At 70.6% G+C, this 15412-nt stretch carries 16 protein-coding genes and 1 pseudogene; 8 read left to right on the forward strand and 9 right to left on the reverse strand.

From position 1 onward, the window contains the following. Positions 1 to 34 precede the first annotated feature (34 nt). Positions 35 to 697, reverse strand: coding sequence for a hypothetical protein (locus ACIBF8_RS27305; RefSeq protein WP_396786750.1), 663 nt, complete (start codon positions 695 to 697; stop codon positions 35 to 37). A gap of 444 nt (positions 698 to 1141) precedes the next feature. Between ACIBF8_RS27305 and ACIBF8_RS27310 the strand changes: the two genes are divergently transcribed. Then, complete coding sequence (locus tag ACIBF8_RS27310) at positions 1142 to 2104, forward strand: helix-turn-helix transcriptional regulator (RefSeq protein ID WP_396786752.1); 963 nt, start codon at positions 1142 to 1144, stop codon at positions 2102 to 2104. A 120-nt stretch (positions 2105 to 2224) separates the two neighbouring features. Here the strand turns inward: ACIBF8_RS27310 and ACIBF8_RS27315 are convergent, their stop codons facing one another. Continuing rightward, positions 2225 to 2620 (reverse strand): winged helix-turn-helix transcriptional regulator, encoded by a 396-nt coding sequence (locus tag ACIBF8_RS27315; protein WP_396786857.1) that lies wholly within the window; start codon positions 2618 to 2620, stop codon positions 2225 to 2227. Between the two features lie 98 nt (positions 2621 to 2718). Between ACIBF8_RS27315 and ACIBF8_RS27320 the strand changes: the two genes are divergently transcribed. Together ACIBF8_RS27320 and ACIBF8_RS27325 are read left to right on the forward strand one after the other, a co-directional pair. Continuing rightward, entirely contained in the window at positions 2719 to 3576 is an 858-nt protein-coding gene (locus ACIBF8_RS27320; RefSeq protein ID WP_396786753.1) for an SDR family oxidoreductase, read from the forward strand. 179 nt (positions 3577 to 3755) lie between these two features. After that, positions 3756 to 4217 (forward strand): GNAT family N-acetyltransferase, encoded by a 462-nt coding sequence (locus ACIBF8_RS27325; protein WP_396786755.1) that lies wholly within the window; start codon positions 3756 to 3758, stop codon positions 4215 to 4217. 51 nt (positions 4218 to 4268) lie between these two features. Here ACIBF8_RS27325 and ACIBF8_RS27330 read toward each other — a convergent pair whose 3' ends face one another. Continuing rightward, on the reverse strand, positions 4269 to 4952 hold the full coding sequence (locus tag ACIBF8_RS27330; RefSeq protein ID WP_396786757.1) for a TetR/AcrR family transcriptional regulator: 684 nt from the start codon (positions 4950 to 4952) through the stop codon (positions 4269 to 4271). A 222-nt stretch (positions 4953 to 5174) separates the two neighbouring features. Between ACIBF8_RS27330 and ACIBF8_RS27335 the strand changes: the two genes are divergently transcribed. The 4 genes from ACIBF8_RS27335 (at position 5175) to ACIBF8_RS27350 (ending at position 9418) form a co-directional block, all read left to right on the forward strand. After that, entirely contained in the window at positions 5175 to 6119 is a 945-nt protein-coding gene (locus ACIBF8_RS27335) for an ion transporter (RefSeq protein ID WP_396786759.1), read from the forward strand. A gap of 76 nt (positions 6120 to 6195) precedes the next feature. Then, positions 6196 to 7365 (forward strand): acyl-CoA dehydrogenase family protein, encoded by a 1170-nt coding sequence (locus ACIBF8_RS27340; RefSeq protein ID WP_396786761.1) that lies wholly within the window; start codon positions 6196 to 6198, stop codon positions 7363 to 7365. Beyond that, entirely contained in the window at positions 7365 to 8210 is an 846-nt protein-coding gene (locus ACIBF8_RS27345) for a phosphate/phosphite/phosphonate ABC transporter substrate-binding protein (protein ID WP_396786762.1), read from the forward strand. The genes ACIBF8_RS27340 and ACIBF8_RS27345 overlap by 1 nt, the downstream gene beginning before the upstream one ends. Next, positions 8207 to 9418: a ferritin-like domain-containing protein gene (locus ACIBF8_RS27350; RefSeq protein ID WP_396786764.1), complete on the forward strand. Its 1212-nt coding sequence runs from the start codon at positions 8207 to 8209 to the stop codon at positions 9416 to 9418. Before ACIBF8_RS27345 ends, ACIBF8_RS27350 begins: the two co-directional genes overlap by 4 nt. 63 nt (positions 9419 to 9481) lie before the next feature. Here ACIBF8_RS27350 and ACIBF8_RS27355 read toward each other — a convergent pair whose 3' ends face one another. The 4 genes and pseudogenes from ACIBF8_RS27355 to ACIBF8_RS27370 all read right to left on the reverse strand — a co-directional run. Beyond that, complete coding sequence (locus tag ACIBF8_RS27355) at positions 9482 to 9832, reverse strand: DUF1330 domain-containing protein (protein WP_396786765.1); 351 nt, start codon at positions 9830 to 9832, stop codon at positions 9482 to 9484. Between the two features lie 122 nt (positions 9833 to 9954). Then, positions 9955 to 10545, reverse strand: coding sequence for a TetR/AcrR family transcriptional regulator (locus ACIBF8_RS27360; protein ID WP_396786766.1), 591 nt, complete (start codon positions 10543 to 10545; stop codon positions 9955 to 9957). Between the two features lie 196 nt (positions 10546 to 10741). Continuing rightward, positions 10742 to 11239: a GNAT family N-acetyltransferase gene (locus ACIBF8_RS27365; protein ID WP_396786767.1), complete on the reverse strand. Its 498-nt coding sequence runs from the start codon at positions 11237 to 11239 to the stop codon at positions 10742 to 10744. A gap of 60 nt (positions 11240 to 11299) precedes the next feature. Beyond that, positions 11300 to 11776: pseudogene (locus tag ACIBF8_RS27370) on the reverse strand (enolase C-terminal domain-like protein); the annotation flags it as partial. A 1-nt stretch (position 11777) separates the two neighbouring features. On the opposite strand from ACIBF8_RS27370, the gene ACIBF8_RS27375 reads away from it, so the two are divergent. Continuing rightward, positions 11778 to 11927, forward strand: a complete 150-nt coding sequence (locus ACIBF8_RS27375; RefSeq protein WP_396786769.1) for a hypothetical protein — start codon at positions 11778 to 11780, stop codon at positions 11925 to 11927. Here the strand turns inward: ACIBF8_RS27375 and ACIBF8_RS27380 are convergent. Next, entirely contained in the window at positions 11924 to 12919 is a 996-nt protein-coding gene (locus tag ACIBF8_RS27380; RefSeq protein ID WP_396786858.1) for a ribonucleotide-diphosphate reductase subunit beta, read from the reverse strand. The two genes, ACIBF8_RS27375 and ACIBF8_RS27380, sit on opposite strands and share 4 nt — an antisense overlap. A 62-nt stretch (positions 12920 to 12981) precedes the next feature. Next, positions 12982 to 15300 (reverse strand): ribonucleoside-diphosphate reductase subunit alpha, encoded by a 2319-nt coding sequence (locus tag ACIBF8_RS27385; protein WP_396786859.1) that lies wholly within the window; start codon positions 15298 to 15300, stop codon positions 12982 to 12984. Between the last annotated feature and the right edge of the window lie 112 nt (positions 15301 to 15412).

Here is a 15412-nt window from a genome sequence, read left to right on the forward strand (position 1 = left end):
CCCGGAAGGGCACGCGGGCCCGCCGACGGCCTGGTCAGATCCGGGCGCGGGGCAGCCAGCCCAGGAATCGGAGCCGGACCCGCGGCAGCGGCAACGTGGGCAGGTCCTGGGCGGCGGCGACGAGGCAGGAGCCGAGGTAGACCGCGAGGGAGGCGCGCGCTCCGCCGAACTCGGCGAGCAGTTGGCTCTGCTTGGTGGCGCAGGGCCACTCGCGGCCGCAGCCGGTGCAGGTCCAACTCGGTGGGTTGGGCAGGTGCTCCGGCAGCTTCGCACGGCGGTACCGGCCGACCACGCTGTTGTCCGCACGCACGTCGCGTCGCCGTGGCGCGGGGCCCTCGTTGCGGTGCAGGACGGTACGGGCACCGGGCAGGTAACGCCCGACGGTGCCGAAGAGCACCCCGACGCGGATCAGGGCGTCCGGTCCGACGTGCTGAGTCAACAGCGCGGTCATCAGGTAGTGCCCCAGCAGGTCGAAGGCGTCACGATCCAGCCCCAGGTCACGGCAGAGGTCGACGAAGTCCGGCGTGGTCAGCGGCACCCGGTCGTCGAGTGCGCGACGCAGCACCGCACGCAGCCCGCCGCCGAGCCTCGCCAGCGCGTCGCCCTCGCCCAGCCCCAGGCTGTCCTCGTCCGCCACCCGGGCCAGCGCCTCGGCCACCGCCAGCCGAACGACGCGGTCAGGATCGGTACTGTCCAACGTTTCCCCCTCCCGTGGGCCGGTCTCCCGGCAGTGGTCCCGTTCTCCAGCAGTCGCCCGGTCGTCCGGAGACGACCGGGGAATCATGAACAAGATTTCGTTGTCCGCCGCGCGGGTGGCTAGGGCAGCAGACGTAGAACCATCTGACGGGCTAGCCGAAAAGCGAAGTCGAGCCGACACGTGCGGTGATTAGCAGGACGGCACCTCCACGATTGCCGTATGGTGATATTCCCATCTACAGATATTGCGCTCAAGAGCCGCTGATTGGTCAGACCAGTCCGACGCCCTCAACCGGTCGCTGCCGTCCCGCTCGCGACGTTCCACCGCACCGCACCGCCGGCCCACGATGTGCCGGGTCACCGCCGAGCACCCCGGCACATCCCGATCCTGCCGTCGGCACGCGTTCCACCACCCGGCGGCACCTCCACCGGACGGAGACAGCGGATGACGTCCTCGCCAGTGCAGACCCACCAGTTCGACAGCCATGACCCGGCGGCCATCCACGAGTTCCTGTCCGCCACGTACGACCCGAAGCTGCGTCTCGAGAGCAGGAACGGATACCGGCTCACCCACCACCGCGTCGACACCGGTCCGTTCGCCATCGCGACCACCCGGCAGACCGGGCACCTCGAGATCGGTGCCAGCACCCTCAGCGGACTGGTCGTCGGGCGCACCCGCACCGCCCGCGTCGATCGCTCCTGCGCCGGGCCGGCCCACCGGTTCGACCCGGGCGAGGTCTTTCTCGTCACCCGACCGGAGGAGCCGTGCACTGTCCGCTGGTATCCCGGTGAGGTGGAGCTCTGCGTACTCGACCTGTCGGTGCTGACGCAGGTGGCCACCACCGCGCCGGCCCGCCGGCCCGGTCGGATCCAGTTCACCGATCTGGGTGCCACCGGTACGGCCCTCGCCCGACAGTGGCGCAACACCACCAGTTTCGTCCGCGACGCCGTGTTGAACAGCCCGGCCGCCGGGGCGCAGCCGCTGGTGATCGGCAACGCCGCGCGGATGCTCGCCGCGGCGGCCCTCGCGGTCTTCCCCAACACCGCGTTCACCGAACCGACCGCCGCGGACCGGAACGACGCCACCACCGCCACGTTACGGCGGGCGATCACGTTCCTGGAGGAGCACGCCGACCGGGACATCAGCGCGGCCGACATCGCCGGCGCCGCCGGCGTCTCGCTGCGGGCGGTACAACTTGCCTTCCGCCGCCATCTCGGCACCACCCCCATGGCCCACCTGCGTCGGATCCGGCTCGTGCGGGCACACCACGACCTGGTACGCGCCGACCCGCGCCAGGAGACGGTCTCGGCGATCGCCAGTCGGTGGGGGTTCGCCAGCCACAGCAGATTCACCGCGCGCTACCACGCCAGCTACGGTGTACCGCCGCGCGAGACGCTGAACACCTGAGGCACGGCCCCGGTCCGCGCCTTGTGGGGGTGAGCGCGACCCGACGACAATCGGCGGGGTGAAGCTCCCGTCGCCGCTCACGGTGCCGCTGCTGACCCCCGCCGCCCTTCGACCCCCGGCCTAGCCTCGGTCGCGCTCGCGGCTGTCGCGGGCGGTCTGCAACTCGGGCACTGAGGCCTCCAGCAGGTCGGCGAGGCCACGGAGTTGCTCGGCGACCCGGGCGCCGAGGGGGGTCAGCGAGTATTCGACGCGCGGTGGGATCGCGGTGAGCACCTCGCGGGTGAGCATCCCGTCGCGTTCGAGGGTCTGCAGGGTCTGGGAGAGCATCCGCTCGCTGACCCCGTCGATGCGGCGACGCAACGCGTTGAACCGGTAGCGACCCTCACCGAGCGCCAACAGGGTCAGCGAGGCCCACTTCGAGGTGACGTCCTCGAAGGCCGCGCGGGAAGTGCAACCCCGGGCGAAGACATCGCTGACGAATTCCTGGGTAGGCCCCGCCGGATCCTGGGCCGGCATGTCGCTCACCTCACCAGCCTATCGTATAGGCACGATAAGTAAGTGCTGTAGATTCGTAAGTGCTAACCCATCTGCCCCCCTATCCGTCGGAGGTTCCCATGCCCATCTATGCCGTCACCGGCGCCACCGGCCGGCTGGGCCGCCTGGTGATCGAGCAGCTGCTCGACCGCGGCGTACCCGCCGCCGATATCGCCGCCATCGTCCGCGATCCGGAGAAGGCCGCCGACCTGGCCGCGCGCGGGGTCGAGATCCGCAAGGCCAACTACGACGACCCGTCCACGCTGCCCGGCGCCGTGGCCGGCGTACGCCGCCTGCTGCTCATCTCCGGCGACACTCCCGGCCAGCGCGTCCCCCAGCACACCGCGGTCATCGACGCCGCCAAGCTCGCCGGGGTCGAGCGGCTGGTCTACACCAGCATCCTGAAGGCCGACACCACCGCGAACCCGCTCGCCCCGGAGCACAAGGCCACCGAGGAGGTCCTCGCCGCGTCCGGTCTGACCTACACCGTGCTGCGCAACAGCTGGTACACCGAGAACTACACCGACCAGCTGCCGCAGTACCTGGGGTCCGGCACGATTCTCGGCGCCACCGGCGGCAGCAAGATCTCTGCCGCGACCCGGGCCGACTACGCGGGGGCCGCCGTCGCGGCGCTGACCCGCGACGAGGACGGCAACGCCGTCTACGAACTGGGCGGCACCGCGTTCACCTTCGACGAGCTGGCCGAGGCCGTCACGGAGGTGACCGGCACCACCGTCGTCCACCAGGACATGTCCGCTGCCGAGCTGGCCTCGGCCCTGGAGAACGTCGGCCTGGACGCGGGCACCGCCGGGTTCGTCGCCGCGCTCGACCAGTCGATCGCCGACGGCGAGCTGGCGACCGACAGCGACGACCTCAGCCGGCTGCTCGGCCGGCCGAGCACCCCGCTACGCGACGCCATCCGGGCCGCGCGGACCTGACCGAGGCCAGCCGCCGAGGCGGGCGGCGGGGCCCCGGTCGCCGTCGCCCGCCACGCGGGCAGCGGGACACGTATGCTCGACGGCATGGTGCGGCACGTCGACAGCCAGCTCTGCCGGCACAGCCGGCCGCCACGTCGACACCCCGCGGTGTCCGGCCTGGACACGCTGGCGTCGGCCCGGTGAGCGGCGACTTCGTCGTCCGCGCCGCCGTTGCACAGGACGACCCCGAGCAGGTCTTCGATGTGCTGTGGCAGCTCGCCCCCGGCGACGCGCGGCCGGACGCCACCCGACTAGCCACCGCCTGGCGCGACCTGCACGCCCAAGCTGGTCGCCGCCTCCTGCTGGCCGTCGCCGGGGACACCGTCGTGGGCACCCTGGACACTCTCGTCGCCCCCAACCTCACCCACGGCGCGCGACCGTACATGGTGGTGGAGAACGTGGTGGTCGCACCCGGATGGCGTCGTCGCGGGGTCGCCCGGGCCCTCATGCTGGCGGCGCTGGACGACGCGACGGCGGCCGGCTGCTACAAGGTCCAGCTGGTGTCGAACGCCGCGCGGACCGACGCCCACCGGTTCTACGCGTCCGTCGGGTTCGCACAGTCCGCTGTCGGTTACCGCCGCTACCTCACCACCGCCACCTGAAACCGCGCCCAGGCCGGAGGCGCGGCTGACGCCACCCGTGTACCGATCCGGTCAGCCCGCCTCGGTCGGCTCCGCGAGCAGCAGGCCGGTCAGCAGACCGCGCAGGGTCCGCTCGACGAGTTCCGCCCGGGGTGCCGGTCCGGAGGGCTGACTGAACGCCGCGACCAGGTGCGGGTACGCCGCGAGGTCCACCCCGGCGAAGCTGAACGCCCCGGCGGCGGAGTCGCGGCGGGCGAAGAGGCTCACCACGCCGGTCATCATCGCGATGGCCTCGAACTTGGCGACGACGGGGCAGCGCACGGGTTCCAGGACCCGGATGCAGTTGTCAAACCAGGCCAGGGTCTCCGGGCCGATGCCCGAGGGCCGGTGAAACACGTCGAGCAGCCACGGGTGCGCGCCGAACAGCGCCAACTGCCGGCGGCCCAGCAGCACCATCGTGTCCAACCAGTCGCCCTGGGCCTGCGGGTACGGCCGCAGCTCCCGCACGACCCGGTCGGTCATCAGGTCGAGCAGGTCGTCGCGGGACGACAGGTACCGGTAGAGGGATCCGGCGCCGGTGCCGAGCGCGGCGGCCACGGCGCGCATCGAGACCGCGGCCAGCCCCTCGGTGTCGGCCAGGGCAATCGCGGCCACGACGATGGCGTCCCGGCTGTGCGCCGGAGCCGGGCCACGGCTGCCCCGCTCGGGTCTGCTCCAGATCGGCTGCCGGTCGGGGCTCGCGGATGCGTCACTCACCGGTCCACTGTAAATTGCATACGTTGTTCCCGGTTTTGTTCGTCGACAAGGCGCGTCGCAGCAGAGCGGACCCCGGCCCCTTGGGCGGTCGCACGGCCACCCACCGTCATTGATCTTGGCTAGGCTGGTGGGCATGCCCGCACACCATCCGTACCGCCACGACGACGGCCGGAGGTGGACCCGAGCCGCGGGCCCGGTGCGCCTGATCGAGCCGGCCGACTGGTGAGTGCCGCACCCGTGCCGGCCCCGCGGGGTGGGCCGCCCACACCGCAGCTTCGGCCGGATTGGGCCGCCCGTTGCGACCGGCTCGCCCGGTCACGCCCCTTCGAGATCGCCATCGTCGTGGTCATCCTCGCCAACGGCATCGTCCTCGGCCTGGAGACGTACGACGACCTGAGCCCGGCGGGCACGGCGCTGCACGGGCTGGAGTTGTTCTTCCGGGCGGTCTTCGTCGTCGAGATCGGCGTCCGGCTGGCGGCGTACGGCAGGAGTCCACAGGACTTCTTCCGGCACGGCTGGAACGTGTTCGACTTCGTGGTGATCGCGGCGATCTTCATCCCGGGCCTGCACGGCGACTCGGCGCTGCTGCGGGTCGTGCGGGTCGCCCGCCTGGTCCGCCTGGTGCGGTTCTCGCCGGGCCTGCGGACCATCGTCTCCGCGCTGTGGCGCAGCCTGCCGGGTGTCACCGGGTTCCTCGCTCTGGCCGTCGTGACGCTCTACGTCTACGGGATGGCCGGGTGGCTGATCTTCGGCAGCCGTTACCCGGAGGAGTACGGCGACATCGGCCGGTCCCTGCTGACGTTGTTCGTGCTGCTCTCGCTGGAGACGTTGCCGGGCCTCATCGAGCAGGGCATGGCGATCTCGCCGTGGACGCTGCTCTACTACGTCAGCTACGTGGTCATCACCGTCAACCTGCTGCTCAACATCCTCATCGCGGTCATCGTCAACTCCATGGAGGAGGCCCGCCGGTTGGAGATGACCGAACGACTGGCCCCCGGGTACGACGAGGACGGCGACGGCACACCGGACGAGGTGGACCGGATCGCGCTCACCCAACGGCTGGACGACCTGCGGGCGGTCATCGCCGAGCTGGAACGTGAGCTGCGCATCGACCGGGACGACGGGCACGGCCGACCCCTCCGGGACAGCGCCCACACCAGACGGTAATCCGACGCTCGCGCTGCGTCGTCCGGTTCGGATAGTGTCAGCGGAGGTCCATCGACCCTGCTGAAGGGGTACCGGCATGACGACCAGTGTCGACAATGCCCAGACCGCCACGGCGTTCACGGAAAAGCTCGGCTCGGTGATCGACGACGTGATCCGCCCGCAGGCGCCGATCGTCGACCGGGATGGGGCCTTCCCCCGTCCGGGAGTCGACGCTCTCGCCGCAGCCGGCCTGCTCGGCCTGGCCTCCTCGACCGAGGTCGGTGGCGGCGGCCACGGCCTGCGGGCGGTCGCCGAGGTCATCGAGCGGCTGGCCGCCGAGTGCGGGTCCACCGCGATGGTGGTGCTCATGCACTACGCGGCGACCGCTGTCATCGAGGCGCACGGCCCGCACGACATCCGCACGGCCATCGCCACCGGCGATCACCTCACCACGTTGGCGTTCTCCGAATACGGCTCGCGCAGCCACTTCTGGTCACCGACCAGCACCGCGACCGCCACCGGCGACGACACGGTCCGCCTCGACGCCCGCAAGAGCTGGGTCACCTCGGCCGGCGAGGCGAACAGCTACGTCTGGTCCAGCCTTCCGCTGACCCGCGATGCCGGCCCGATGACGCTGTGGCTCGTGCCGAGCGACAGCGCCGGCCTGAGCGTGACCGGCGACTTCGACGGCCTGGGCCTGCGCGGCAACGGCTCTCGCCCGATGACCGCCGACGGGCTCCGGGTTCCGTCGGCGGCACGGATGGCGGCCGACGGCGCCGGGCTCGACACCGCGCTCGGCGCGGTGCTGCCCTGGTTCCTGGTCCTCAACGCCGCCTTCTGCCTCGGTCTCGCCGACAGCGCGGTGGCCGAGGCCGGCCGACATCTCACCAGGACCACGCTCGCGCACACCGGCGCCGCCCTACGCGACGCGCCCGTCACCCGACGCGACCTCGCCCGACTGATGATCCGCACCGACGCGCTGCGCGCCTTCCTGGGCGACACGCTCACCGCGCTGGAGACCGGCCGCGACGACGCGATGCTGCGGGTGCTCCAGGTCAAGGCGCTCGCCGGCGAGACGGTCGCCGAGGTGACCGATGGCGCGATGCAGCTCTGCGGCGGCAGCGCCTTCCGCAAGGAATTGGGCCTCGAGCGCCGTTTCCGGGACGCCCGCGCGGCGCGGGTGATGGCACCCACCACCGACGCGCTGCACGATTTCGTCGGCCGGGTCGCCACCGGGCTGCCGCTGCTCGACGAAACCAACCGCTGATGCCCGCGCCAACCGTACTGATGGGTGCGGTCGCGTACGACCCGAAGGTGGTGACCATCTGGGAGGGCTTCCGCGCCTGGCTGCGCGGGCGGGGCCTAAATTTCGACTTCGTCCTCTACTCGCACTACGAGCGACAGGTCGAGGATCTCGTCGCCGGGCGGATCGACGCGGCCTGGAATTCTCCGCTGGCCTGGCTGCGGGCCGAACGGCTGGCGGCCGCCAACGGCACGGCCGTACGCGCGCTCACCATGCGCGACACCGACCAGGACCTCACCTCGGTCGTGGTGGTTCGCGCGGACTCAGCGGTGAGCCGCATCGGGGACCTCACCGGACAGGTGGTCGCCGTCGGGGCGATCGACAGTCCGCAGGCGACGCTGATTCCGCTGGGCCACCTCGCGGCGGCCGGGGTCACCGTCGACGTACGCCGCTTCGACGTGGGTGTCGGCCTGCACGGCGACCACATCGGCGGCGAACGTGACGCCGCCCGCGCCCTGGCGGCCGGGGAGGTCGACGCCGCCTGCATGATCGACGCCAACCATCTGGCGTTCGTTCAGGAGGGCACGTTACCGCCCGAGGGTACCCGCATCGTGGCGCAGACCGCCCGCTACGACCACTGCAACATGACCGTCCGCGCGCCGGAGTCCGACGGGGTCCGGCTCTTCGGCAGGCTACTGCTCGGCATGTCGTACGCCGATCCGCAGGTGCGTCCGCTTCTCGACCTGGAGGGGTTGACGGCCTGGCGGGAGGGCCGCACCACGGGGTACGCCGCCCTCGCCGACGCGGTCGACGCCGGCGGCTTCTATTCCCCGGACGGGCGGGTGACGGCCACGGACTACCGGCCGTGAGCGCGGCACCGGTCGCCGAGGTCGACCTCGGTGACCTGGGTTTCGGCCGGGGCGCGCACCTGCTCGTGCAGCGCGCCCTGGCCGGGCTGCCGCCCGGCGGCCGGTTGGCGGTCTGCGGCCGCGACCCGGCGCTGCGCGTACACCTGCCCGCCTGGTGTCGTGGCCGGGGTCATCGGGTCGAGTGGCCGGATCGGGGCGACCGGAGCGAGCTGGTGGCGGTGGTGGTCCGAGGGTCGGCGGATGACGAGCGCTGGTACGGCGCGGAGCGGGCCGGGCCGGCTCTTCCGGTGGCGCTCAGCAGCCGGCCGCCGGCGCGGTGGGGGCTCGGCGCCCGGGGCGCGCTCCTGGAAGCCGGTGGTCCCGAGGCCCGATTCGACCTGGACGACCGCGACCTGGTCTGGGCCGACATCGCTCCCCACCTGTACGCGCAGGCCGCCGCGCGACAGTGGGACCCGCAGACCGCGGTGCCGTGGGACGACGCGTTCGCGCTGCCCGCTGACGTCGAGGCCGCGGTGGTACAGGTGATGACCTACCTGGTCGAGAACGAGCAGGCCGCCCTCGTCGTGCCGGCCCGGTTCGTGGGGCGCATCCATCCGCATTTTCGGGAGGTGGTGCAGCTTCTCGCCGTGCAGATGGCCGACGAGGCCCGGCACATGGAGGTCTTCAGCCGGCGGGCGCTGCTGCGGGGCGCCGAGTTGGGCACGTCATCCGCCGGCGGTCGGCAGTCGCTGTTCACGCTCGTCGGGGAGTCGGACTTCGCGTTGGCGTCGTTCCTGCTCTCCGTGCTCGGCGAGGGCAGCTTTGTCGATCTGCTCTGGTTCCTGCACGAGAACGCCCCGGACCCGGTGACGCGTCGGATCTGTTGGCTCGCCATGCAGGACGAACGCCGGCACGTGGTGTTCGGCATGGCACACCTGGAGCATCAGGCGCAACTGGATCCGCTGCTGCGGGACCGGCTGCGGGCGGCCATCCACCGTCGCCACCACGCGCTGGTCGACACCGCCGGTCTCAACGCGGACGTCTTCGACGCGCTGGTGGTGCTCGCGGCGGGTGGTTGGCATCCGGACGACGTGTCCGCCGGCTTCGACCGGGTGCAGGCTCTGCAACGCGCGATGGATCAGGGCCGTCAGCGCCGACTCGTCCGGCTGGGTTTCCGGTCTGACGAGGCGGCGGCGCTCTCCGCCCTGCACACCCGTAACTTCATGTAGCCGATCCCCGCGCACGGCACAGTGTGCGCGGGGATCGCGGTACGGCAGGTCAGCGAGCGCTGGTCACTGGCCGAGCAGGGTGCGGATCTGACGCGCGTAGCCGGCCACCGTGAAGTCCGGGCCGACGGAGTCCACCAGGACCAGGTCGTTGATGGTGTGGTCGACACGTAGCGACAGGATCGCCTGGTACTCGGGCGAGTTGTACCAGGTCTTGGCGGTCTCCGCGTCCGGGAACTCGATCAGCACGACCGAACCGGGCCAACTGCCCTCGAGGACCTGCACCTCGGCATCGATGACCAGCCACTTGGCGCCGTACGCCTCGGTCGTGGCCTGCACCTGCTCCAGGTAACGCAGGGACTCCTCGGTCGGCACTCCACCCGGAATACGCAGGTGATTGATCAGGTACGTGCTCATGTGTCACTCCTCGATGTAGGTACTGCTTCCCGGCCGAAGGCGTACGACCGGTCGTCTTGAATTGGGTAAACGCCGCGTCAAGTGGGACAACGCGGATTGTTACCGATGGAATCGTGCGCGGATCAGGTGAGGATCCGGGTCGTGGTGATCGTGAAGAACTCCCGAAGAGCGGCCGGGTCACCGGATGCCTTCGCCCGCGCTGCCGCGCCCTCGTAGCTGGAGACGACGAAGCCGGCGAGCTCAGTGGCGGGTTCGTCGCCGTGTATTTCACCAGCAGCCCGCGCTTGCTCGATCGCCGCGGCGAGAGCGGCGACCCAGCGACCGAAACCGGCGTCGACGGCGCCCCGCAACACATCGCTGTGCGCCGGGATTTCGGTGGCGAAGTTCCCGAGCAGGCAACCACGGTCTCCCATGGTGTCGCCGAGGCCGGTGATGTAGCGGAGGTGCCGGGTGATCCGCTCGAGAGGCGTGCCGCCCTGCTTCTCGTCGAGCATTTCCAGCCCCATCGCCGCGGAATATCTCGCCACCGAGTCGAGGGCGAGGTCTTCTTTGCTGGCGAAGTGGTTGTAGAACGTGCCCTTGGGCGCCCCGGCGGCGGCGACGATGTCCTGGACGCTCGTGCCGTTGTAACCGCGCAGATGGAATAGGTCCAACGCGGCGTCGGACAACCGCTGCCTGGTCCCGGCGGAGGCCGGCGACTTCGCTCGTGCCATGTCGTGGCGCTCCTCTCGATCAGGGGTTTGGCTGGCTGACACCCACCACGATATGACCGGTCGTCTCGGAATGCCAGTGATGTGACAACGGTCATTCCGCCGAGCGCCTGTCGCCCGGCCCCTCCGCCAGAACGTGTGTGGCCTGCGCCAGCCGTCGGTGAGGTGCCGGCCGCCCGCCCGGGCGGGCCGAGGCTCGTCAGATGATGACCGGGCTGCGACGTTCCAGCAGGACGACGTCGCGCCAGCGGTCGTGGTGGCGACCAACCCGCTCGCGTACGCCGATGACCCGGAAGCCGGCCCGCTGGTGGAGGGTGAGGCTCGCGGTGTTCTCCGGAAAGACCCCGGACTGGATGGTCCAGATGCCGGCGGTCTCGGTCGAGGTGATCAGCGCGTCCAGCAGCAGTCGTGCGACGCCCCGACCCTGGGCGGCCGGGTCCACGTAGACGGAGTGCTCGACCACACCGGCGTAGACCGCGCGGGCCGAGGTCGGCGAGACCGCGATCCAGCCGAGGATCTCCCCGTCGCGGTCGACGGCCACGAAGCGGTGCGCGGTCAGGCGCGCGGCGTCGAAGGCCGCCCAGGTCGGCGCGGTGATCTCGAAGCTGGCGTTGCCGGCGTCCAGACCGGCCTGGTAGATGGCCAGGACCCGATCGGCGTCGGCGTCGGTCATGGGTCGCACGGTGATGTCGCCCATCAGCAGCTTCCTTTCCGGGCGGGCCGGGCACCCGACGTGCATCGAATCAGCCGGTGCCCCTCAACGGATCGGAGCGTAGACCGCGCGCTCGCCGAGCTCCTCCTCGATGCGGATGAGCTGGTTGTACTTGGCCGTGCGGTCGGAGCGCGAGAGCGAGCCGGTTTTGATCTGACCGCATCCGACGCCGACGGCCAGGTCAGCGATGGTGGTGTCCTCGGTCTCCCCGGATCGGTGCGACATCACCACCCGGTACCCCGCCTTGTGCGCGGCGTCCACCGTCGCGAGAGTCTCGGTGAGCGTGCCGATCTGGTTGACCTTGACCAGGATCGCGTTGGCGTAACCGCCGTCGATCCCGTCGCGGAGCCGGTCGACGTCGGTGCAGAAGACGTCGTCACCGACCAACTGCACCCGCTCCCCCGCCATCGCCGTCAGCCGCTTCCAGCCGGCGATGTCGTCCTCGGCCATCGGGTCCTCGATCGAGCTGATCGGGTACCGGGAGACAAGGTCGAGCAGGTAGTCGACCCGCAGCGCGGGCGACATGACCCTCTACGAGCGGCTGACCCTGATCATCGCCGACGGCGAGATCGAACACGTCTTCCACCCGATCCCGGACCCGGCGTCGCACCCCCTGCACGTGATGCGGTGGCTCACCAAGCGACGCCAGGCCCCCGGGTCGGTTGCCGCCTAGAAGTCGTCGTCGAAGGCGACGGTGCCGGTCACCCCGACCTGGTACGCCGACACCCGCCGCTCGAAGAAATTGGACAGCTCCTGCACGTCCTGCAACTCCATGAAGGCGAACGGGTTGCTCGACCCGTAGTGCGCCGCGATGCCGAGCTGGGCGAGGCGGCGGTCGGCGACGTGCTGGAGATACTCCCGCATGTCGGCCAACGTCAGGCCGGGAACGCCGTGACCCAGCAGGTCCTCGGCGAACTGCACCTCACACTCGACCGCCTCGGTGAGCATCTGGCGGACCTGCTCGGCGAGGTCGTCGTCGAACAGGTCCGGCTCCTCGGCCCGGACGGTGTCCACGACGTCGAACGCGAACGCCATGTGCATGGACTCGTCGCGGAACACCCAGTTGGTGCCGGAGGCCAGGCCGTGCAGCAGGCCGCGGGAGCGCAGGAAGTAGACGTACGCGAACGCGCCGTAGAAGAACAACCCCTCGATGCAGGCGGCGAAGCAGATCAGGTTGAGCAGGAACGTCCGCCGGTCCGCTCGGGAGCGCAACTCCCGCAGGTCATTGAGGGAGTCGATCCAGCGGAAGCAGAACTCGGCCTTACGACGGATCGACGGGATGTTCTCGATGGCCGCGAAGGCCTCGAAGCGCTCGGTCTCGTCGGGCACGTACGTGTCGAGCAGGTTGAGATAGAACTGGACGTGCACGGCCTCCTCGAACAGCTGCCGGGACAGGTAGAGGCGACCCTCGGGGCTGTTGACGTGCTGGTAGAGGTTGAGCACCAGGTTGTTGGCCACGATCGTGTCGCCGGTGGCGAAGAAGGCCACCAGGCGGCTGACCAGGTGCCGCTCGGCCGGCGACAGCTTGGCCAGGTCGGCCAGGTCGGCGTGCAGGTCGACCTCCTCAACCGTCCAGGTGTTGCGGATCGCGTCGCGGAACCGGTCGAAGAAGTGCGGGTAGCGCATCGGACGGAGGGTGAGGTCCATCCCGGGGTCGAGCAGCATGTGCGTGGTCCTCGTGTCGGTGGTGGCGGCTGCGGAAGCCGCGGTGGTGACGTCGGCGGGGGTCACTGGCAGGCCTCGCACGACTCGGGGTTCTCCAACGAGCAGGCCAGCGCCTCCGCGTCGACGGCGACGGGTGCGACAGCGCTGACAGTGGCCTGCTGGATCCGGGTGGCGGGGCGCGAGCGCAGGTAGTAGGTGGTTTTCAGGCCGGCCTTCCAGGCGTACAGGTACATCGAGGAGAGCTTGCCGATGGTGGGCGAGGCCAGGAACAGGTTCAGCGACTGGGACTGGTCGATGAACGGCGCGCGGGCGGCCGCCAGGTCGATCAGCGCCCGCTGGGGCAGCTCCCAGGCGGTGCGGAACAACTCGCGTACGCCGGCCGGCAACTCGGCGATGTCCTGCACCGACCCCTCGGCCCGCTTGATCGCCGACCGAATCCGGTCGGTCCACAGACCGCGGGCCTTCAACTCGCGTACCAGAGCGGTGTTGACCTGGAGGAACTCTCCCGACAGCGTCTCGCGCTTGAACAGGTTGGACACCTGCGGCTCGATGCACTCGTAGCACCCGGCGATCGAGGCGATGGTCGCCGTCGGCGCCACCGCCACCAGCAGTGAGTTGCGCAGCCCGTACGCCTCGACCCGCGTGCGCAGCGCGTCCCACCGCGCGGTCTGCGTACCCTGGACACCCCACAGGTCGGGCTGCAGCTGGCCCCGCGCGGCCCGGGTCTGCGGGTACGCCGGGTGCGCCCCGAAGTCGCGCGCCAGGTCGGCGGACGTCTCCAGCGCGGTCAGGTACAGCTCCTCGCTGATCCGGGTGGACAGCTCCCGGGCGGCCGGCGAGTCGAACGGCAGCCGCAGCGCGAAGAAGACGTCCTGCAGGCCCATCAGCCCGAGCCCGACCGGCCGCCAGCGAGGGTTGCTCGCCGCCGCCTGCGCGGTCGGGTAGTAGTTGATGTCGATGACCCGGTCGAGGAAGGTCACCGCCGTCCGGACGGTGGCACGCAGCCGCTCCCAGTCGATGTCGCCGTCGGTGAGGTGGGCGGCGAGGTTCACCGAACCGAGGTTGCACACCGCGGTCTCGGCGTCGCTGGACACCTCGACGATCTCGGTGCAGAGGTTGGAGAGGTGCACGACGTTGCCCGGCTCGGCGGTCTGGTTGCAGAGTCGGTTGGCGGCGTCCTTGAAGGTCATCCACCCGTTGCCGGTCTGGGCGAGGGTCCGCATCATCTTCCCGTACAGCTCCCGCGCCGGGACCTGCCGCACATAGCGGCCCTGCGCCTCGGCCTCCCGGTACGCGGCGTCGAACCGCTCCCCCCACAGGTCGGGCAGCTCGGGCACCTCGTGCGGGTCGAACAGCGACCACACCTCGTCGGCCTCGACCCGGCGCATGAACTCGTCCGGGATCCAGTTGGCCAGGTTGAGGTTGTGGGTGCGCCGGGCGTCCTCGCCGGTGTTGTCCCGCAGTTGCAGGAACTCCTCGATGTCCGGGTGCCACGGCTCCAGGTAGACGCAGGCCGCGCCCTTGCGCCGGCCGCCCTGGTTGACAGCGGCGACGCTCGCGTCCAGCGTGCGCAGCCACGGCACGATCCCGTTGGACTGCCCGTTGGTGCCCCGGATCAGCGCTCCCCGGGAGCGGACCCGGGAGTACGCGATGCCGATGCCACCGGCGAACTTGGACAGGTTGGCGACCTGGGCGTACCGCTGGTAGATCGAGTCCAACTCGTCGAGCGGGGAGTCGACCAGGTAGCAGGAGGACATCTGGGTGTGCCGGGTACCCGAGTTGAACAACGTCGGTGAGCTGGGCAGATAGGCGAGGCTGGACATCAGCCGGTAGAAGTCGACGGCCTCGTCCGGCGTACGGGACAGGCCGCAGGCCACCCGCAGCAGCCAGTACTGCGGGGTCTCCAGGACCAGCCGGCTGGTCGGGTGGCGCAGCAGGTACCTGTCGTACACCGTGCGCAGGCCGAAGTATTCGAACCTCCGGTCGCCGTCCGGCGCGATGGCGTCATCGAGCGTCGTGGCGTGTGCGGCGACGAACGCGGCGGTGTCGGCACCGATCAGGCCCTCGGCGTGACCGACCCGGATCGCCGCGCTGAACGAGGTGATGCCCTGCCGACGCACCTCCTTGTCGACGTAGCCGGCCAGCAGCCGCGCGGCGAGACGTGAGTACTGCGGCTCCTCACCGATCATCTCGGCCGCGGTCTGGATGGACAGCCGGTCCAGCTCGGCGGTCGTCGCGCCGTCGTACAGGCCGCTGATCGTGCGGGTGGCCACCCGCATCGGGTCGACATCGGTCAGGTCGTCGGCCCACCGCTCGACCGCCCGGACGATCTTGTTCACGTCCACGGGTTCGGTGCCGCCGTCGCGCTTGCGGACCTGCATCGGCGTCCGCCGCAGGGTCGCGTCGCCGCTGGTCGGGACTACCTCGGTGACTGTCACCACTCGCTCCTCGGAGTTCGAGACCTGGTGGCCCGGACGCGAGGAGACAGACACC

Source organism: Micromonospora sp. NPDC050276 (assembly GCF_044459545.1).
Classification (GTDB): Bacteria; Actinomycetota; Actinomycetes; order Mycobacteriales; family Micromonosporaceae; genus Micromonospora.

Bases quoted from the DNA above. Each gene is read 5' to 3' on its own strand.
- ACIBF8_RS27345 (WP_396786762.1), top strand. From the start codon at position 7,365: ATGCCCGCGCCAACCGTACTGATGGGTGCGGTCGCGTACGACCCGAAG.
- ACIBF8_RS27320 (WP_396786753.1), top strand. From the start codon at position 2,719: ATGCCCATCTATGCCGTCACCGGCGCCACCGGCCGGCTGGGCCGCCTG.
- ACIBF8_RS27385 (WP_396786859.1), bottom strand. From the start codon at position 15,300: ATGCAGGTCCGCAAGCGCGACGGCGGCACCGAACCCGTGGACGTGAAC.
- ACIBF8_RS27315 (WP_396786857.1), bottom strand. From the start codon at position 2,620: ATGCCGGCCCAGGATCCGGCGGGGCCTACCCAGGAATTCGTCAGCGAT.
- ACIBF8_RS27340 (WP_396786761.1), top strand. From the start codon at position 6,196: ATGACGACCAGTGTCGACAATGCCCAGACCGCCACGGCGTTCACGGAA.
- ACIBF8_RS27360 (WP_396786766.1), bottom strand. From the start codon at position 10,545: ATGGCACGAGCGAAGTCGCCGGCCTCCGCCGGGACCAGGCAGCGGTTG.
- ACIBF8_RS27365 (WP_396786767.1), bottom strand. From the start codon at position 11,239: ATGGGCGACATCACCGTGCGACCCATGACCGACGCCGACGCCGATCGG.
- ACIBF8_RS27355 (WP_396786765.1), bottom strand. From the start codon at position 9,832: ATGAGCACGTACCTGATCAATCACCTGCGTATTCCGGGTGGAGTGCCG.
- ACIBF8_RS27310 (WP_396786752.1), top strand. From the start codon at position 1,142: ATGACGTCCTCGCCAGTGCAGACCCACCAGTTCGACAGCCATGACCCG.
- ACIBF8_RS27375 (WP_396786769.1), top strand. From the start codon at position 11,778: ATGACCCTCTACGAGCGGCTGACCCTGATCATCGCCGACGGCGAGATC.
- ACIBF8_RS27380 (WP_396786858.1), bottom strand. From the start codon at position 12,919: ATGCTGCTCGACCCCGGGATGGACCTCACCCTCCGTCCGATGCGCTAC.